This window comes from Dolichospermum sp. UHCC 0315A, assembly GCF_008121535.1.
GTDB classification, from domain to species: Bacteria; Cyanobacteriota; Cyanobacteriia; order Cyanobacteriales; family Nostocaceae; genus Dolichospermum; species Dolichospermum lemmermannii.
Genome location: NZ_CP043056.1, coordinates 3053907 through 3071903, shown reverse-complemented (window position 1 = coordinate 3071903; position 17997 = coordinate 3053907). Strand labels below are relative to the sequence as shown.

Annotated in this window: 18 protein-coding genes; 7 read left to right on the top strand and 11 right to left on the bottom strand. The window is 37.4% G+C overall.

Annotated elements, in window-relative coordinates:
• The first annotated feature begins 121 nt into the window (after positions 1–121).
• From BMF77_RS14925 to BMF77_RS14910, 4 genes are all read left to right on the top strand, one after another.
• Positions 122–916, top strand: coding sequence for a glutathione S-transferase family protein (locus BMF77_RS14925; RefSeq protein ID WP_148763828.1), 795 nt, complete (start codon positions 122–124; stop codon positions 914–916).
• Between the two features lie 132 nt (positions 917–1048).
• Positions 1049–2779 (top strand): ATP-binding protein, encoded by a 1731-nt coding sequence (locus BMF77_RS14920; RefSeq protein WP_015083344.1) that lies wholly within the window; start codon positions 1049–1051, stop codon positions 2777–2779.
• Between the two features lie 535 nt (positions 2780–3314).
• Complete coding sequence (locus BMF77_RS14915; RefSeq protein WP_015083343.1) at positions 3315–4298, top strand: RNA polymerase sigma factor, RpoD/SigA family; 984 nt, start codon at positions 3315–3317, stop codon at positions 4296–4298.
• Between the two features lie 698 nt (positions 4299–4996).
• Positions 4997–5692 carry a hypothetical protein gene (locus BMF77_RS14910; RefSeq protein ID WP_246862927.1) on the top strand — a complete coding sequence of 232 codons (696 nt, stop codon included), beginning with the start codon at positions 4997–4999 and terminating at the stop codon, positions 5690–5692.
• A 14-nt stretch (positions 5693–5706) separates the two neighbouring features.
• On the opposite strand, the gene cobO is transcribed toward BMF77_RS14910, so the two are convergent.
• The 5 genes from cobO to BMF77_RS14885 form a co-directional block, all read right to left on the bottom strand.
• Positions 5707–6393, bottom strand: coding sequence for a cob(I)yrinic acid a,c-diamide adenosyltransferase (cobO, locus tag BMF77_RS14905; protein WP_148763824.1), 687 nt, complete (start codon positions 6391–6393; stop codon positions 5707–5709).
• Positions 6394–6551: 158 nt separating this feature from the next.
• Positions 6552–6914 carry a DUF5615 family PIN-like protein gene (locus tag BMF77_RS14900; protein ID WP_148763822.1) on the bottom strand — a complete coding sequence of 121 codons (363 nt, stop codon included), beginning with the start codon at positions 6912–6914 and terminating at the stop codon, positions 6552–6554.
• Complete coding sequence (locus tag BMF77_RS14895) at positions 6911–7204, bottom strand: DUF433 domain-containing protein (protein WP_148763820.1); 294 nt, start codon at positions 7202–7204, stop codon at positions 6911–6913. The genes BMF77_RS14900 and BMF77_RS14895 overlap by 4 nt, the downstream gene beginning before the upstream one ends.
• A 95-nt stretch (positions 7205–7299) precedes the next feature.
• Complete coding sequence (locus tag BMF77_RS14890; protein WP_148763818.1) at positions 7300–8013, bottom strand: DUF6602 domain-containing protein; 714 nt, start codon at positions 8011–8013, stop codon at positions 7300–7302.
• Positions 8014–8167: 154 nt separating this feature from the next.
• The gene (locus BMF77_RS14885; RefSeq protein ID WP_148763816.1) at positions 8168–8527 is read right to left on the bottom strand and encodes a DUF433 domain-containing protein; all 360 of its coding nucleotides are present in this window, start codon (positions 8525–8527) and stop codon (positions 8168–8170) included.
• 217 nt (positions 8528–8744) lie between these two features.
• Here BMF77_RS14885 and speY point away from each other — a divergent pair, with 217 nt between their 5' ends.
• Entirely contained in the window at positions 8745–9893 is a 1149-nt protein-coding gene (gene speY / locus BMF77_RS14880) for a deoxyhypusine synthase (protein WP_148767006.1), read from the top strand.
• Between the two features lie 287 nt (positions 9894–10180).
• Here speY and BMF77_RS14875 read toward each other — a convergent pair whose 3' ends face one another.
• From BMF77_RS14875 to sfsA, 5 genes are all read right to left on the bottom strand, one after another.
• A complete protein-coding gene (locus tag BMF77_RS14875; protein WP_148763814.1) occupies positions 10181–10627 on the bottom strand; it encodes a DUF29 domain-containing protein in 447 nt (148 codons plus the stop codon).
• Positions 10628–10701: 74 nt separating this feature from the next.
• Positions 10702–11937: a CPBP family intramembrane glutamic endopeptidase gene (locus BMF77_RS14870; RefSeq protein ID WP_148763812.1), complete on the bottom strand. Its 1236-nt coding sequence runs from the start codon at positions 11935–11937 to the stop codon at positions 10702–10704.
• A gap of 172 nt (positions 11938–12109) precedes the next feature.
• The gene (gene hpnH, locus BMF77_RS14865; RefSeq protein WP_148763810.1) at positions 12110–13126 is read right to left on the bottom strand and encodes an adenosyl-hopene transferase HpnH; all 1017 of its coding nucleotides are present in this window, start codon (positions 13124–13126) and stop codon (positions 12110–12112) included.
• A gap of 116 nt (positions 13127–13242) precedes the next feature.
• Complete coding sequence (gene hpnA / locus BMF77_RS14860; protein ID WP_148763808.1) at positions 13243–14226, bottom strand: hopanoid-associated sugar epimerase; 984 nt, start codon at positions 14224–14226, stop codon at positions 13243–13245.
• Between the two features lie 64 nt (positions 14227–14290).
• Positions 14291–15058, bottom strand: a complete 768-nt coding sequence (sfsA, locus tag BMF77_RS14855; RefSeq protein ID WP_148763806.1) for a DNA/RNA nuclease SfsA — start codon at positions 15056–15058, stop codon at positions 14291–14293.
• 314 nt (positions 15059–15372) lie between these two features.
• Between sfsA and BMF77_RS14850 the strand changes: the two genes are divergently transcribed.
• Complete coding sequence (locus BMF77_RS14850; RefSeq protein ID WP_148763804.1) at positions 15373–16044, top strand: 2OG-Fe dioxygenase family protein; 672 nt, start codon at positions 15373–15375, stop codon at positions 16042–16044.
• 116 nt (positions 16045–16160) lie between these two features.
• The gene (locus BMF77_RS14845) at positions 16161–16904 is read left to right on the top strand and encodes an ATP-binding cassette domain-containing protein (RefSeq protein WP_148763802.1); all 744 of its coding nucleotides are present in this window, start codon (positions 16161–16163) and stop codon (positions 16902–16904) included.
• 26 nt (positions 16905–16930) lie between these two features.
• On the opposite strand, the gene BMF77_RS14840 is transcribed toward BMF77_RS14845, so the two are convergent.
• Complete coding sequence (locus tag BMF77_RS14840) at positions 16931–17701, bottom strand: response regulator transcription factor (RefSeq protein ID WP_015083329.1); 771 nt, start codon at positions 17699–17701, stop codon at positions 16931–16933.
• Positions 17702–17997 lie beyond the last annotated feature (296 nt).

Genomic DNA, 17997 nt, shown 5'->3' with positions numbered 1-17997 from the left:
GTAATTTTCAACTTGATGGGCAACAACTCAACCCAGAAAATGATAAATTCACAGGAAAAATGCTAAGAATTAAGGATACAATTATAAAATTAACAACTAAACAAGTTGCAGAATATACAATATGCTAGAACTATATCAGTGGGAACTATCTCAATTTTCCGAAAAAGTTCGTTTACTCTTAGATTATAAAGGACTAGAGTATCGCAAAATCGAAGTTGCACCAGGCATTGGCCAGCTAGAATTATTTCGCTTGACTGGACAAAAACAAGTTCCAGTGTTAAAAGATGGCAATAGATATATTGCTGATTCTACAGAAATCGCTAAATATTTAGATTCAGAATACCCAGATCGTCTGCTGATACCGATAGATCCCAAAAAACGCGCTTTGACTTTATTATTGGAAGATTGGGCTGATGAGTCAATCGGTGCTAAAGGTAGAAAGGCTCTATTTGCAGCTATTAGTCAAGATCAGAGTTTTCGTAAGTCGTTGTTACCAGTTTCCACTCCAGATATTCTCAGAAGTGTTATCGAAGGTGTTCCTGGTGATTTTCTGTCAGCGCTGGGTTTTGGTGTCGGTTTTACACCAGATGTGGTAAATGCGGCTGTTACTAGCTTAAAACAAGATTTGGATATTATTACCCAATTGTTGGTAGGTAGTCCTTATTTAACAGGTGATGAACCAACTTTAGCTGATTTAACAGTTGCTAGTTTATCAATGCTTTTGAAGTTTCCCGATGGTGCTTATTTGGATTTACCAGTATCTCTGAGAGGGAAAGGATTGTCCAGCATAGCCAATAATCCTGATTATGAAGCATTTTTCGCTTGGCGCGATCGCATCTATTCACAATTTAGAAAACCATTACCAGGAATCACACCACCCGGAGGAAATTCACCAACAAGTATTCAAATTGACTAAAGAATGGGTAATGGGTAATGGGTAATGGGTAATGGGTAAGAATTTCTTTCTCTGTCCTCCCTGTTCCCTAACAACTGACAATGAACAACTGACAACGAACAACTGACAACGAACAACGAACAACGAACAAAAATGAATTTGGGATTACCATTAGGTTCAGTTATTGAAGGTTCTCTGACTGGAGGTTTAGAAGTCAGATTACACCCAGATATCTCTGTAGAAGATATGCGGGTAGGTAAATTTCTCGTGGTACAGGGAATGCGATCGCGCTTTTTCTGTATGCTAACAGATGTATCCTTGGGTATGGCAAATGACCGCATTACAGCTAGTCCTCCCAATTGGGATGATAGTTTCTTGCGCGAAGTATTAGCCGGTAGCGGTACTTATGGGATGATCAACCTAGCACCCATGCTGATGTTTACCCCTGAATCTCCAGCATCTGGCTTTTCTAGTAATGGTAAATCCCCTAATTCTTTCATACCATCGTCTACGGGTTTAGCATCCTTTCAACCCCAAACCAGTACGACGATGGAATTATTACCTGTTAAAACTATTCCTAGTCACTTTAGCCAAGTTTACGAAGCCAAGGAAGAGGATTTTCGGAAAGTTTTTGGCTGGGAAGATGATCCTCAACGCAAAAACTTTTCTATCGGTAAACCCTTAGATATGGATGTGCCGGTTTGCATTGATTTAAACCGCTTTGTGGAACGGAGTAACGGGATTTTTGGGAAATCGGGAACTGGAAAATCTTTCCTGACGCGCTTGATTTTAGCTGGTGTAATTCGTAAGAATGCTGCTGTCAACTTGATTTTTGATATGCACTCAGAATATGGTTGGGAAGCAGTCGCAGAAGGAAAAAACGTCAACACTGTTAAAGGCTTAAAACAGTTATTTCCCGGACAAGTTGAGGTTTACACACTTGATCCAGATTCAACAAAGCGTCGAGGTGTTCGGGACGCACAAGAACTATATCTTAGCTATGAACAGGTTGAAGTTGAAGATATTAAATTGTGTAATCGTGATTTAGGACTTTCTGAAGCGGCTTTAGATAATGCCAATATCCTCTTTACAGAGTTGGGTAAATCTTGGATTATTAAGTTACTAAATATGAGTAACGAAGATATTGAGATGTTTTGTGACGAAAAACGCGGACACAAAGGCTCAATTATGGCATTACAGCGGAAACTTTTTCGCTTAGATAGTTTAAAGTATATGCGTAGTGCTTGTCCGCAAAATTATATTAAAAACATCGTCCAATGTCTAGAAGCTGGAAAAAACGTAGTTATTGAATTTGGTTCCCAGTCAAATATGCTTTCATATATGTTGGTGACAAATATGATCACCAGACGGATACATGAGCATTATGTCAAAAAAGCTGATAAATTTCTCCAAAGTAAAAATCCTTTAGATCGGCCGACACCATTAATGATTACAATAGAGGAAGCGCACCGCTTTCTTGACCCAGGAGTTGTCCAAAGTACGATTTTTGGAACTATTGCTAGAGAACTGCGAAAATATTTTGTCACGCTTTTGGTAGTTGATCAACGTCCATCAGGCATAGATAATGAAGTCATGTCCCAGATCGGGACTCGGATCACCGCTTTGCTCAATGATGAAAAAGATATTGATGCTATTTTTACGGGTGTATCTGGTGCGGGTGGTTTACGCTCAGTCTTAGCTAAGTTAGACTCTAAACAACAGGCCTTAATTTTAGGTCATGCTGTTCCTATGCCAGTGGTTGTGCGGACTCGTCCCTATGATTCCACATTCTACGCCGAAATTGGCGCGATCGCTTGGGAAGAAAAAACAGACGAGGAAGTATTTACCGCTGCTGAACTAGCAAAAGCAGACTTAGGCTTCTAGTTTTAAATCAATAACTAACAACTAACAACTGACAACTGACAACTAACAACTTCGTAACATCCCTCCATTTCCAAGTAACTCAAGTTCGGTTATCCGGCTAGTTGAAAGCAACTTTAGAGGGAGTTTTCGCGTCACTATGAGTATATCAACACAGTTTTTGGAAGTTAAAGAAAAATAGTGATCAACTTTTTGCCTTGATTACTGAAATATTTATCATCTGGGAACTTTACTATTGACTCTGTTTGTCGTAACATAAAATCAAAGTAAACTCATACTGACTCCGTTTTTAAACCAACTACTAGATAACTTAAAAAAAGAATTCTAGCAACCAACCCAATGTATTTCTGCTAAAACTCCAAAATTAAGAGAGGGTAAACAGACACATTTTTAGACTAGCAACATCTTAATAAAGGCTTAATTAGTGTAATTTTTGATGGTAGCTTTCCGTGTTCATTGATGTATATTGTCAGCTTACAAATTGCCTTTGTTAAAAAAAATATTGATTATGTTTAAAGAGTAGAGGATAAAAGCACCAATGGCTACAGTTAAAAATCATACAGAGAATGTCAATGCCAAATTTACCGCTGATATGGTAAGAACTTATCTGCGAGAAATTGGCCGTGTACCTTTGTTAAGCCGTGAACAAGAAATTATCTACGGTAAACAAGTACAGCAAATGATGGCGTTGCTAGAAGCTAAAGAAGCTTTACGCAAAGAAATTGACCATGAACCTAGTTTATCAGAATGGGCTGCCCGTGTTAATCAATCAGAAACAGAACTAAATCATCTGATGGTACAAGGTAAGCGAGCCAAGCAAAAAATGATTGAAGCGAATTTGCGCTTGGTTGTAGCTATTGCGAAAAAATATCAAAAGCGGAATATGGAATTTCTGGATTTAATCCAGGAAGGAACTTTGGGATTAGAACGGGGTGTGGAGAAATTTGATCCCATGCGGGGTTACAAATTCTCAACCTATGCTTATTGGTGGATTCGTCAGGCAATTACCAGAGCGATCGCCCAACAAGGTCGGACAATCCGTCTACCAATCCATATTACCGAAAAACTGAACAAAATTAAAAAAGTTCAACGGGAATTAGCGCAAACATTAGGAAGATCACCCACACCTACAGAAATCGCCAAAGAACTAGAGTTAGAACCCGCTCAAATTCGTGAATATCTGAATATGGCGCGTCAACCAGTTTCTTTAGATGTGCGCGTCGGTGAAAACCAAGATACCGAATTGCAAGAAATGTTGGAAGATGACGGGCCATCACCAGAGTATTACACGACTCAGGAGTTTTTGCGTCACGACTTGAATAACCTGCTTGCAGAACTCACACCCCAACAGCGCCAAGTTGTAGCTTTACGCTTTGGTTTAGAAGATGGAAATGAACTGTCTTTAGCGAAAGTTGGTGAACGTTTGAACCTCAGTCGGGAACGAGTTCGTCAATTAGAGCATCAAGCTCTTGCACATTTACGTCGTCGCCGCGCTAATGTTAAAGAATATATTGCCAGCTAGGAATGTGAACACGCAACAGTGTAATTCAAAACATCCCTCTTGGTGATGAGCCTCCTGATTTTAAAACAGGGGGCAATTTTTTTATTTTAATTTATTTTGCGAAATCTGTGAATTAGAAGTTGTATGCATCTATGGGTCAACACCAAAATTCAATAGATTAGATAGGGCTTGCTGAAAAAGTCTTTTCGTGAGGGCTAGGAGTCAGGAGTCAGGAGTCAGGAGTCAGGAGTCAGGAGTCAGGAGGAAGAATTAGAAGGAGAGAAGAATAGTCTCAAATTTCAGAAAGTGATAGGTTTTTAATGGTTTCAATCCTTATTCCTTGCACCTAATTCACTTTTTTAACCGGGAAACTATTAATCTATCTAGGTTTTCGGTTTATTCAGCAAGCCCTAGATATTTCCCAAAAGTACACAATGACAATGACAAAGTATAAAAATCGCCAATCTCAATTTTCCATCCCCCAACTGGATGATTTTCTGAAGTAAAGTATAAAGTTACTAAATAATTATAATCTCAGATTATTCCCCAAAATTATATAACTAGCGAGTTTTTGCTTAATTTTAAATTAAATATATAGATAAAACTTTTGAGGGAATCTTAGGTAATTAGTATTTAGTTATTATTGCAGGAATCCAGGAAACAACAATAGTTAACTTCATTACAGGAGAAATCCAGTGCTTAACCACATTTCCAAATTAATGACTTCTAGCCAATTTAAATTTCCCATCGTTGGACTGATTGTTTCGGCTGGTGTTTTAGGTATTAGTTATTCTAGTCAACAACATTACAAACTCCTGTCATCAACAGCCTTAGCTACTAATTATGTAGTCCCTATTAATCAAAGTCAGATTAACTCCGATTCTTCTCTTTTATCACGACTCCAAGAAATAAAAGAGGAAAGCATTCAAAAATCACCAGTTAATATTTCTAATCAAATCTCTACTGATAAATTGACAGAAAATATCACAGCATTATCTACAAATACGAGAGAATTAGGAAAAAAAGGACAAGTCCAATTTCCAGAACAAGATGGAACTTATCTTTATGGACAATCATCTACACCAAATCAATTAGGACAAGGTTACATCCTCTTTCAAAAACAGCAAAGTAAAATTATTGGTGCTTTGTATGTTCCTCAATCTGAATTTAGTTGTTTTCAAGGAACTTTGGCTAAGTCAGGAGAATTAGCAATGACAGTGAAAAGTTCCCCTGGGGAAGTTGGTGCGATAGAAGTTTCTACAGCAAGTACAATCCCTAAAATTAGTGATGATGAATCAACAAGTTATGCTCACTCAATAAGTTTGCAAGACTATGATCAAATAAGCTCTTTGAGTGCTAATGATAGAGAAATATTGAATATGTGTAAACAGGAAGCTAACGGTATGTATAAGTAACCTATACCTCTTTTTTAATACTCAATTCCCGCTTGAGCTTTCACACCTTGATCCTTAAAAGGATGTTTAATTAATGTCATTTCGGTGACTAAATCAGCCCTTTCAATTAATGCCGGCGGTGCGCCTCTTCCCGTGAGAATTACGTGCTTGTCTGCTGGTTTTTGGGATAAACCTGCTAATACTTCTTCAACCTGTAAATAACCCAGTTTCAGAGCAATATTAATTTCATCTAAGAGGACTAATTTAAAATCTGGGTTGTTGATAAATTCTAGTGATTTTTCCCAAGCCGCAGCAGCTTTATCCAAATCCCGATCCCGATCTTGGGTTTCCCATGTAAAGCCTTCACCCATTGCATGAAATTCCAATTGGTTTTCCCAATGACTAAAAGCGCGTTTTTCTGCTGGTTCCCATGCGCCTTTAATGAATTGAACTATGGCTACTTTATGTCCATGTCCGAGCGATCGCAAAACCATTCCCAAAGCCGCAGTAGTTTTACCCTTACCATGACCAGTATTGACGATAATTAAGCCTTTTTCCGGTATGGCTTTAGCTATGCGTTGATCTTGGACTTCTTTCCGTCGCTGCATTTTTTGACGGTATTTTTCATCAGTTTGGGATGTTGATATTACCTCATCAATTAACCGGGAAATCTCTTGATCTGCTGAATCTGGATGTAATTCTTCTGGAGTGTCGTTGTTCATAAATCCTGTTGATAAATAACTGTTAAGACTAAGAGCATGAAGTATAATTTTTCTGCTTTGATAAATTTATTAGTCATGATAGACCAGAAATCACATAAATTCTGTTAGCTACGATCTTAATAATTTAAAATTGTCAGAATTTATTTTTTCGGTAATTTTTAAACATAAGCACTAAGAAATACCAATTGATTAACCATGTCTTGGGCTGACTTGTCAGCAGCCAGTTTCAATAATCCTCGGAGTTGTTGACCAACTGAGTATTGCTGTTGTGAAGCCAAAATTATGCCAGTATGACTTTTATCCTCAGCCATAAAATCACGATGTAATCTGCAAAAGTCACCGATATTGAAACTATAAATTACTCGCTTTTGTTCTGTTGCCCATATTAGTTGTTCTTCATCGGCATAACCCAATCTCTTAACATCGGTAACTGTAACAACATCCAAATCAGCATTTCTTAATGCTTGTATAAGTGAGGTTTTTATAGTGTCTTCATCCAAATAGAAGCAAATACGATTCACGAGAGATGTCCTGTTTTATATTCTGCTTCGAGTCGCTGACATTCTTCTTGATACCGAGCAAATTCAATATCTAGTAATTCCTTATTAGCATAATAATAAGCCAACGCAGTGTAAATACCTGCAATTGTTAAATAAGGCTTATCTTCGATAATTTCTTCTGGGGTCATACCAGATTTAATCTCATTGACAATATACTGAACAGTAATGCGAGTGTCAGCAATGCGCGGACGACCACCACAAGTATCTGGTGTGCTAACAATCAAAGTGGAAATATCTGTGAGGGTTGGCATCGGTTTCTGAATTAATCCTCTAGGATAATCTTATTGTAAACCAAAAATAGCGATAGCTTTAATCATTCAAAATACTTAAAAATCAGCTTATCTAATCATCTGAATTTTATATCAGCGTGGTTATAGAGGCTTGAAGATGCTATACCAACGATAGAACTCAAATAGACTGACAAATCAGCTACAAAAGCATATAGTCCTGAAGTACCCTCAGCTGTAAATTTTTTAGTGACGTAGAAACCAGATTCAATTATGAGTACACCTGCAATACCACACTCGTTAACGCTTGAATCCAGGTTGTTAATAAGTGTATCAATATTTTTGGGTCCTTTGTAAGCAACTACATAAACTGGAATATCTGCATTTATTGCAGGTAAAAGCTCACTATTACCACAATCTTCAACTGTATAAGCATAACCCTGCTTAAAGCTGCGCTTAATATCTTTTAACTTATTTGCATTTGCTAGAACTTCACTCCATTTACTAGATAAATCTGATTTTACTTCAATAACGACTGCTACGGAGTTAGGTAGATAGAGTCGCTGTTGGTAGCCAATCAGTGGAAAACTCAGACTAAATGGTACTTCAATTACAATATCAAGCTGTCCACTTGTATTTCCTTCTCCATCTGTAATAGCACCTGAGCCAAATCTATACCATGTGGGTAAAAGCTTGGACAAATATTCACTAATAAAATATTCGCGTTCAGCACCTTTTACCTCGTTAGGAAATTCTCCTATATTTCCGCCTTGATGAAGGGCCATCAAACAGGATTGTATGGACTGCAAACGATTTTCAATAATTGGGTTCATTATACACAAACTTTTTTATAGTATTATACCAAAAATGGTTTGCAGGATTATTTCTAAAAGTGCTAAGAATATTGATATATAAAAGTTTTTGCATAGAGAAAAGTCTATTAATCATCCGTTTTTAGTATATCAAAATTTTCGTCAGCAAGCAGTTTCAACATACTTCCCGTTCTGCTTTCCGCGCCAACAATCTATCACGCAACCCTTGGGGGTCAAATTTTGCCTCATTCATCCTGCGAATTTCCTGTGCTTGTTGTTGTCTTTGCTGTAGATACACTTCCACTTCTTGTTGATGATTGAGGTAGAAGGCAATGGTAGCATAGACATCAGCAAGTTTAAGGGATGGATAACGGTAAGCAATTTCCTCTGCTGTTGTTCCTTGTTTAAAAACAGCAATTACCGTATCGAGTGTTACACGAGTTTTGCCTATCCTAATCACACCATCAGTGGTAAATTCCAATGGTGCAGGTTCGGATGCGATTCCTTCAGAGAGACTCACTAACGCTTGTGCCATAATTAATAACAAGTTAGTTATGTTTAATAATAGCAAATATTGGTTGAGATATACCTTTGGATTTGCTCAAATAGAAATAGAAAATTGGATGACTTCCGAAGTATTATCTTCAGCATTGCCGCTAATTTATATCGCTACAAAATATTTTAGCAACCTCCGTACATTTAAATACGATAACATTATATTCGGCATATTTAGTATTCAGGATTTCCCAAAAATGTCACAAAAGCCAGGTAAAAAAATTGCACCTATCCCCATGTCTAACAATGTTAGCGTGGTTGACTTGATTGATACCTATTTTACTGCTTACAACTCAGCCCGGTTGCGGGAAGCCTGTCAACTGCTGACTAAGGAAGTGTTTCAAGAGGGTGTCACCGTAGGAGTAAGCCTTTCTGGGGCTATGACACCAGCCGGTTTTGGCGTTTCCGCCCTTGCGCCCCTCATTCGCAATGGTTTTATTGACTGGATGATTTGCACAGGTGCGAATCTTTACCATGATATGCACTATGGTTTGGGTTTTGAACTATTTGCGGGTAGTCCCTTTTTAGATGATGTCAAATTACGGGAAGAAGGAACAATCAGAATTTATGACATTATTTTTGGTTACGATGTACTGCTAGAAACGGACGCTTTTATTCGTAAAGTTCTCCAAGCTGAACCTTTCCAAAAACGCATGGGAACGGCGGAATTTCATCATTTACTGGGTAAGTGCGTCTGGGAAATAGAACAGCAATTGGGTGTCAAAAATTCCTGCTTATTGGCGACGGCTTATGAATGTGGCGTACCTATTTATACTTCTTCTCCTGGAGATAGTTCCATTGGGATGAATGTGGCTGCTTTGGCTTTAGAAGGTTCAAAGCTGGTAATAGATCCTTCTATTGATGTCAATGAAACCGCAGCTATCGTCTATGGGGCGAGAGAAAACGACGGTACAAGTGCAGCGGTAATTATTGGTGGTGGTAGTCCCAAGAACTTTTTATTACAAACACAACCGCAACTTCACGAAGTTCTAGGATTGGAAGAACGGGGACATGACTTCTTTATTCAGTTTACTGATGCCCGTCCTGATACCGGTGGTTTGTCTGGGGCGACTCCTGCTGAAGCTGTGAGTTGGGGGAAAATTGACCCCGATGAGTTACCTAGCGCTATTGTTTGTTATACCGATAGTACAATTGCTTTGCCTTTGGTAACAGCATACACTCTCAATCAATGTCCACCACGTCCCCTGAAGCGGTTGTATGATGGACGTGAAGCTTTATTAGATACTTTGCAAAAAGATTATTTAGCAGTTAAAGACAAGCCTGTGAGTGAGGGTAGTCAGGAAAAAGCAGCTACTTATCCTTGCGGTACACCTGTGAAAGGTTAGGGTTTTACTATAATACTGTGGGCGATAGCTAATCAAGCTGAATCGCCCCTAGATTTATTCATCAAATGTCTATTTACTACTTTGCTGTTTGATTGCAAGTTTTCACTACTTCGATATCTAACTCAAATATCCGAGCAATTTGTTCTAAGTAAGTCGGCCCAATAAAATCGATATATGTTTAGTTTTGTAAAAACCGTGAAACACCCTATTTATAAGGTATTCGTTAATTTATATTTCGTTACATAGATTGATTTTTTAACGCCGACCTACTTAGTTCAGAACAATATTTATTTTTCCTCTTGATTCACTAAATAATCAGGATCAAGAATTTGAGAAATACTATAGGGATTTTCACTAGGAAAAGTTGTATCAGGTAAATTAGTTTCCTGAATGGCTAAATCTATACCATCTTGATAAGCAGAAATTATTGCTTCTGATAGATAGGATTTTAGACTGGGGTTTTCTTCAAGAAGTTCTTTAATACGACGACGTTGTTCTCTAATTGTAGCTTTCCAACTATTACTACGTTTATTACTTTGATACTCCCACTTTAATAAATGTCCAATTAAAATCCCTAGTCGGTTTCTTAATTCTTGCTTTTCTCGCTTACCCAAAGATTCAATTTCCTCTATTAAATTTAAAATATCAAGTTGATTTAGTTGTCCTTGCTTTAATAGTTTTGCCTGTTCTAAAGTCCAAGCATAAAAATCTGTTTCATACAGTTGTGAGGTCATAATTTATATATCTCCTTCTATAAATTTGAGCTAATTTATATAGCTTCTCATCACTCCTACATCTAGTATAACAGTTAATTTATTTCATTGGTTTTAGCTTCATTAGCATAATAAGGAATAATTGCATCATTCTTAGGAAAGTTCTTATATACAAAATAAATCAGGAAGGGAGCAGATATAGATATCAGAAAAACTAGTTGACCTAATAATGGTTGAACCGAATTTTGATACTCTTGTAGTGAAATAAATGCAATTCTTTCGATTTCTGATTTACTAAAATAATTTATAGTTGTGAATATCATCCAGAAGGTATTATAAAAAAAGTGGCAAAATATTGGAGCTAGTAAGTTTCTTGTTTTCAAATACAAAATTGACAGAATAATACCCATCAAAGATAAGTTAATAATATCAAATCGAAAATGAATAACTGCAAATAGAAAAGAAGAAGTTAAAATTCCTGCTTTTACCCCCCATTTAATGGCCCATTTTTGTAATATTATTCCCCGGAACAGAAATTCTTCAGTTACAGGTGCTAAAAGCATAACTGAAAAGCCTGTGAATATAAGTTCCCAAATATTCGTAATATTATTATTAATATAATATTCTACATAATGTGGTAAAATGAAGGATAATACATATAAACTTAAAAAAACAAATCCTGTGGAAAAAGCGCACATAAGAACAGTAATTGAAATTATTTTCCAATTATATTTATTTTTGTAACCAATAATTTTATTAAAAATAAACTCCGTTGTTGGGAATTGTGTCAATAAAATAAATAACCAACCAACATAAATAATTATACCTATTACTGAACCAATACCAGTATTTTTAAGCAAAGTAGAAAGGCTTAAATTATTCAATAAGCTAAAAATCCCTACTATCAAAATACATAAAACTGGTAGTGAAACTGGTAGTGAAATAAACAAAGTTAATAACAACTCTGGAATATTAATTTTTTTAAATGGGTCATATGGCAAACTTTCATCCTCTAAAGAGGCGACATTTTTATTGGCAGGAATAAGTAATAAAATTGATAAGCCAAATATACCTAATAAACCTAACCATCCCCAATTAGACACATACCCTTTACTTTTAATATAAAGCCCACAACCTTTAACAAAAAATCCATATCCTACTAAAAAAAATCCTAAAATTAACAAAAATATTAATGGATTCAAAATCGGACTTAAACTCTTTAAATATTCCTCAAATATTGCCAAAAATATTGAAAGTATAATCAATGGAGCAAATTGTATAGTAAATCCTAGCAAAATTACATTGATAGCTTTTTCTTTGTTAATTGTCATAAATTATTCTCTCTAATTGCTCAAATTTTATTGATGTTATCTTTACCTTTGTAAAATTTTTACCATCAGAATCAGGACTTACTGGATTACAAGATTAATGCCGAAAAATGCTGTATTTAATCCTGTAAATCCTCAAATCCTGAGCATCCTGATTCAGACAATTTTCAGATTATTACTTCCCAAACACAGTAGTTAGAGAACGAGCAATATTTTTCGGCTGCATTGCGTCCATTGCTGCTGTCGGTTCATAACCACAATGTACCATACAATCAGCACATTTAGGATTACCACTAGCACCGCCATATTGACTCCAATCAGTCTTATCCAACAACTCCTGAAAGGTTGCATAGTAACCTTCATTCAACAAATAACAAGGTTTTTGCCAACCGAGAACACTGTAACTAGGACTACCCCAAGGAGTGCATTCATAGTCTTTCTCACCAATGAGAAAATCTAAGAATAGAGGGTTGTGATTGAAGTTCCAATTCTTCTTTCCAGATGTGTAAGGTGAGAGAATTTCTCTAAATAAAGCGCGGGTTTGTTCTTTTTGCAGAAAATGATCTTGATCTGGAGCCCATTCGTAACTGTAACCAGGAGAAATCATCATCCCGTCAGTACCCAATGTTTCCAGAAAATCGAAGAATCCCTGCATTTCTTGGATATCGCAACCTTCAAAAATGGTTGTGTTGGTAGCGACACGAAAACCCTTAGCTTTAGCCGCGCGAATCGCTTGAATAGCAGTATCAAAAACGCCTTTTCTGTCTACACATTTATCATGCCATTCCCGCATTCCATCTAAATGGACACTAAAAGTTAGATAAGGAGAAGGCTTAAACTTATCAAGACTCTTTTCTAGTAATAAACCATTAGTACACAAGTAAATATATTTCTTGCGTTTAATTAAACCCTCAACAATTTCACTTATTTGGGGATGTAGTAAAGGTTCTCCACCGGGAATAGAAACCACTGGTGCGCCACATTCTTCCGCTGCCGTAAAACACTGTTCTGGGGTAAGATTTTGCTTGAGTATTTCTACAGGATGCTGGATTTTACCGCAACCAGTACAAGCTAAATTACACCGAAACAGCGGTTCTAACATCAAGACCAGGGGAAAGCGTTTCCGTCCTAATAACCGTTGTGTAACTAAATACTTGCCAATATCTATTGCTTGTTGTAAATTAATTGCCATTTAATCGTTCTCCTCTTTTAATTACACCACAGGTTGAATTCAAAAATCATTATTTGGGTTTAGCAATGCTAAACCCCTACAAAATCAGAGGTAAAATAATGAACTTTCACTTTCACCTAATTTACATAACCTTGAGCTATAAACCAATCCACAGCATCCTTGAGGGCTACATTCAGAGGGGACTGAGGTAAACCTAATTCGCGGATAGCCTTAGAAGCATCATAATACATTGGTTGCTGTGCCATGCGGACTCCATCAATGGGAACTGTGGGAGTTTTCCCTAGAGGGGCAAGGATTTTTTCGTCTATCCAAGCTACAGTTAGGGGTATCCAAGCTGGTATAGATGTTTGCGGTGCGGGTAAATTGGTGATTTGGGAAAGTTGCTCTAGGAGTTGTTTGAGGGTAAGATTTTGATGACCAAGAATATAGCGATCGCCTGATTTTCCCTTTTCTAAAGCTAATAAATGCCCCTTAGCTACATCGCGCACATCTATAAAATTTAACCCTGTATCTACATAAGCAGGCATTTTTCGCCGTAAAAACCGCAGAATAATATCACCTGTAGGAGTGGGTTTAATATCTAATGGACCAATAGGGCTACTAGGATTAACGATCACAATATCTTGACCCTGATTAGCAGCGGATATTGCCACTTGTTCGGCCAGAAACTTTGATTTTTTGTAATCTCCTACTAATTTCTCTACGGGACTTTGATAGGTTTCATCCACAATTTCACCAAATTTACCGACACCAATGGCTGCAACGGAACTAGTATAAACAGTGCGTTCAATCCCGGCTTTTTCGGCTGCGGCCAAGATGTTGCTTGTACCTTCAACATTATGAATATAAAGCAATTCTCGGTCTTTTTGCCACAGGGAATAATGGGCTGCGACATGAAAAAGATATTGACAACCCTGCATCTGTTCCCAGATATTTGGGTTATTTAAATCACCTTTGACAATATCTACAGCCAAACCCTGTAAATTACCCAGGTTACTACTAGGACGAACTAAAGCGGTAACTTGGTATTTTGACTCTAACAGCGATCGCACTATATGAGAACCAATAAAGCCTGTCCCCCCGGTTACAAATGCTCGCATTCAATCACCCTCTACTCCTCAAGGTTTCTAACCGCATTTAAATATCCGTGATTGAGAACTTTGATTAAGATATTACAGTGTCAACTGGCTCTTTAAAGTCATTGCATTGGCTTTTCATTGTTGCTAAACCCAAATAACGGATACCTTCTGGAGATATATCAAAGCGACAAGGAAGAACTTCTAAACCTAGTTGAATTGCTTCCCGTAGCAACCGACCATATACAGGGTCTTTACTATCCCCAGGTGCAAACTCTAAACAATCACCTCGGTTAATAAAATACAGCATTACTGATCGACTTTGGGGTAAAACTTCCATTAATTCCCGTAAATGCTTTTGTCCTCTGGTAGTTTCGGTGTCAGGAAATAACGCTAAACTCCCCTGTGACCAAGTTGTATTTTTTACCTCTAAATAAATTGGGCGCTGTTGAGAACTTCCCGTTAAATAAAAATCCACCCGACTTTTCCGATCTTTTCCATAAACTACTTCACCCTTAACCTGGTCATATTCACTTAATTCTGGGAATAAATGCTGCTGTAGAGCCAATTTAATCACCCGATTAGGTAAAGCAGTGTTTACACCTACCCAAGTTGTTGCATGATCATTGACCTGGATTAACTCTAAGGTATAAGCTAATTTGCGTTGAAGATTATCACTTTTGGAAACTTGTACAGCACTACCAATGGTAGAAACTCCCGTCATTGGACCTGTATTCGGACAATGTGCTGTGATCACCTCTCCAGAATGTAATTGAATATCAGCAAAAAACCGCTTGTAGCGTTTGAGTAAAATACCAGGATATAGTTTTGGGTATTTATATAACCAATCAATCATTTTTATAAATAGCTGTGATGAAGTGTTGGCAATTTATCCTCTCAGAACAAGTTGCACACCACCTTAATGTACCTTGATTTTCATGAAAATTTAAACAAGTAGGTGAACAGAAAAAAACCGTAGACGCGGAGCGGCTTCTCAGTAATATGTAACGAAAAGTAAAGTCGCCCAAAACCTCTTCTGGAGTTTCCTTTTTTTTGTAATTTTTGTAGTCAAATTTACGATATTTTTATGCGACTTGAATATAATAGATATTACAAACCTACCACTTAGATAAGTGTGGTAGTATTTACCAATGCAAGGAGAAACATCCTATGCAAAAAGTCTCACTCTATACGGAATTAGAATATGCTTTTCTGTTCACTCTCAGAAAAGTAAACTCCATTAATACAGCAGGTTTTAAGCCATTTTTTGAAGATTTACCAATTGACCCTTATGTTAAAGGTGAATATCGCTCACGGAGATTATCCAGATTTAAAGTTTGTGGAGATAAATTGGTGAAACTCCCTCACGGATATCTACTACAAAGCAAAGAATATAATCCTTTATTGGGAGGAATCAAAAGGGAATTTGCAGAATTAGATGATAGACTCATACAACTGGAGATTTTTAAGAACCTAATTTTCGCATTTTGTGATGCTTGTAAACTGCATCCAGAAGCAGAAATTGATATTCATCAAATTAGAACTACCTGTTCACCAACTAATTTAGGAAATCCTGCTCCTGAAGGTATTCACCGAGATGGTAGCGATTTTATTGGCATTTTTTCCGCAGGAAGAGATAATATTCAAGGTGGAGAAACCCATTTATACACTGCTAAAAAGGAAAAGCCAGTTTTTAACAAAGTTTTGCAACCTGGAGAAATAATTTTAGTAAATGAACATCAATTTTTTCATTTTACCACTCCCATAAAACCCCAAAATCCAGAATTGGGAAGCAGGGATGTATTTGTGATCAATTATCCTAGTTTAATTTCTGACTTTTAAGAAATATTTTGAAATAGGAATATGCAGATCCCTGAGTTCTTGAAGAAGTCAGGGATATTGTGCGTTTTCTCTGATTTGTTCTATGGTTGATAATTGACAATTTTCACCTATTCCCTATGCTCAGGCTAGAATCTGTTAATTTTTATAAACGTTTACAACATCAACACCAATACCCGATTTTACAGGATATTACCTTTGATGTATCACCAGGCGATCGCTTGGTAATTATTGGTGAATCTGGTGCTGGTAAAACTTCCTTATTACGCCTCATTAACCGCCTAAACGAACCCAGCGGCGGGAAAATTTATCTCAAAAATCAGGAATATCGCCAAATTCCCGTTATCCAACTGCGTCAACAGGTAATGCTTGTCCAACAAGAATCTAAGCTGCTGGGGATGACAGTTGGGGAAGCCTTAGCTTATCCTTTAATTCTGCGCGGTGTACCTAAGCAAACTATTCAGGAAAAAGTCAGTTATTGGCAAGAAAAACTGCAAATTCCTGAACAATGGTTAGGACGAACCGAGGTGCAACTTGCTGCTGGACAAAGACAGTTAATTGCGATCGCTCGCGCCCTAGTTACCGAACCCCAGATTTTACTCCTAGATGAGCCTACATCAGCCTTAGACACTCCCACATCCACTCATTTAATAAGTGTACTCACTCACCTAAATCAACCCCATTCCTCGGCAATTTTAATGGTAAATCGCCAAATTGATTTAGCTCAAGCATTTTGTACCCACCTGTTACATCTTCAGCAAGGTCAATTAGTTCTCAATCAACCTGCCGCTGATACAGACTGGGACAACTTAGCAGCCAGCCTCAAGCAAGCCGAAACTCAAGCACTAGCAGAATGGACTTAACTCATTATCTGTTCCCTGTTCCCCTTTTAAGAACTTTGAGTAGTTAGTACAGGAAGTTGATTAGTAAATCTCTCTTTTGGTAATTTTGTGTGTGTTTGCGGAATGTTGACATTCAAAATTTCCATGTTAAACCGGTATCCAACATTGCGGATAGTTTGAATTAAACTGGGTTGACGGGGATCAAGTTCCACCTTCTTCCGCAACGATAAAACATGAGTATCAATAGTGCGGGGATTGTCAATAGCATCAGGCCAAGCACGACGTAATAATTCCGATCTACTTAAAGGGACTCCTCCAGCTTGTGCTAAAACGTACAATAAACTGAATTCCTGGGGCGTTAAATCAATAAACTCCCCTTGAAACCGCACCCGACGCTGGACTAAATCAATTTGCAAACTGCCATAATCTAAATAAGCTGGTGCAGTAGGTGTCCGGTTACGGCGGATAATTGCCTCAACCCTAGCCAAAAATTCTTGCATTCCAAAAGGTTTGCTCAAATAATCATCCGCCCCCGCTTTTAATCCTGCTACAATATCGGCTTCATTAGTACGAGCAGATAACATGAGAATTAAAGGCTGTTGTTGACGATGTAACCAGCGGCAAAACTCCACCCCATCACCATCTGACAAATCCGCATCTAGAATGACTAGAGTGGGTTGATGGCTGATAAACACTTCTTTTGCTTGATAAATACTGGCAGCTTGATGAACTCGGTATTCTAGTTGTTGCAAGTGCCAACCCAACAACGACCTCAGATGGGGATTCCCCTCAACAATTTCTATACAAACCGAACCCACAGTGGTAAGACCCCTTAGTGTTGATGAATCTCAAATTAACAATCTCATGGTTAAGGTTTTGTAGTTTTTGTTACTTCAATAGACATATTCTTCATATTTCCCTCAAAAAACCTTGCAGAAAATTTATTTTTTACTTTATTTGCAGCCAAGCTAGTAGCTTTATTAAATTTTTATTACGTTTACATTATATCCATTTGACAACGGAAATAGGTAAATAAAATTACTGCCCCATTACTTGTAGCGGTATGAACTAGAATCAGCTACAAAATTTCCTTCAAAAAGCCATATAACTGTTT

Excerpts from the sequence above, each read along its gene's own strand:
- BMF77_RS14925 (WP_148763828.1), top strand. The coding sequence starts at position 122 with ATGCTAGAACTATATCAGTGGGAACTATCTCAATTTTCCGAAAAAGTT.
- BMF77_RS14920 (WP_015083344.1), top strand. The coding sequence starts at position 1,049 with ATGAATTTGGGATTACCATTAGGTTCAGTTATTGAAGGTTCTCTGACT.
- BMF77_RS14915 (WP_015083343.1), top strand. The coding sequence starts at position 3,315 with ATGGCTACAGTTAAAAATCATACAGAGAATGTCAATGCCAAATTTACC.
- BMF77_RS14910 (WP_246862927.1), top strand. The coding sequence starts at position 4,997 with ATGACTTCTAGCCAATTTAAATTTCCCATCGTTGGACTGATTGTTTCG.
- cobO (WP_148763824.1), bottom strand. The coding sequence starts at position 6,393 with ATGAACAACGACACTCCAGAAGAATTACATCCAGATTCAGCAGATCAA.
- BMF77_RS14895 (WP_148763820.1), bottom strand. The coding sequence starts at position 7,204 with ATGCCAACCCTCACAGATATTTCCACTTTGATTGTTAGCACACCAGAT.
- BMF77_RS14890 (WP_148763818.1), bottom strand. The coding sequence starts at position 8,013 with ATGAACCCAATTATTGAAAATCGTTTGCAGTCCATACAATCCTGTTTG.
- BMF77_RS14885 (WP_148763816.1), bottom strand. The coding sequence starts at position 8,527 with ATGGCACAAGCGTTAGTGAGTCTCTCTGAAGGAATCGCATCCGAACCT.
- speY (WP_148767006.1), top strand. The coding sequence starts at position 8,745 with ATGTCACAAAAGCCAGGTAAAAAAATTGCACCTATCCCCATGTCTAAC.
- BMF77_RS14875 (WP_148763814.1), bottom strand. The coding sequence starts at position 10,627 with ATGACCTCACAACTGTATGAAACAGATTTTTATGCTTGGACTTTAGAA.
- BMF77_RS14870 (WP_148763812.1), bottom strand. The coding sequence starts at position 11,937 with ATGACAATTAACAAAGAAAAAGCTATCAATGTAATTTTGCTAGGATTT.
- hpnH (WP_148763810.1), bottom strand. The coding sequence starts at position 13,126 with ATGGCAATTAATTTACAACAAGCAATAGATATTGGCAAGTATTTAGTT.
- hpnA (WP_148763808.1), bottom strand. The coding sequence starts at position 14,226 with ATGCGAGCATTTGTAACCGGGGGGACAGGCTTTATTGGTTCTCATATA.
- sfsA (WP_148763806.1), bottom strand. The coding sequence starts at position 15,058 with ATGATTGATTGGTTATATAAATACCCAAAACTATATCCTGGTATTTTA.
- BMF77_RS14850 (WP_148763804.1), top strand. The coding sequence starts at position 15,373 with ATGCAAAAAGTCTCACTCTATACGGAATTAGAATATGCTTTTCTGTTC.
- BMF77_RS14845 (WP_148763802.1), top strand. The coding sequence starts at position 16,161 with ATGCTCAGGCTAGAATCTGTTAATTTTTATAAACGTTTACAACATCAA.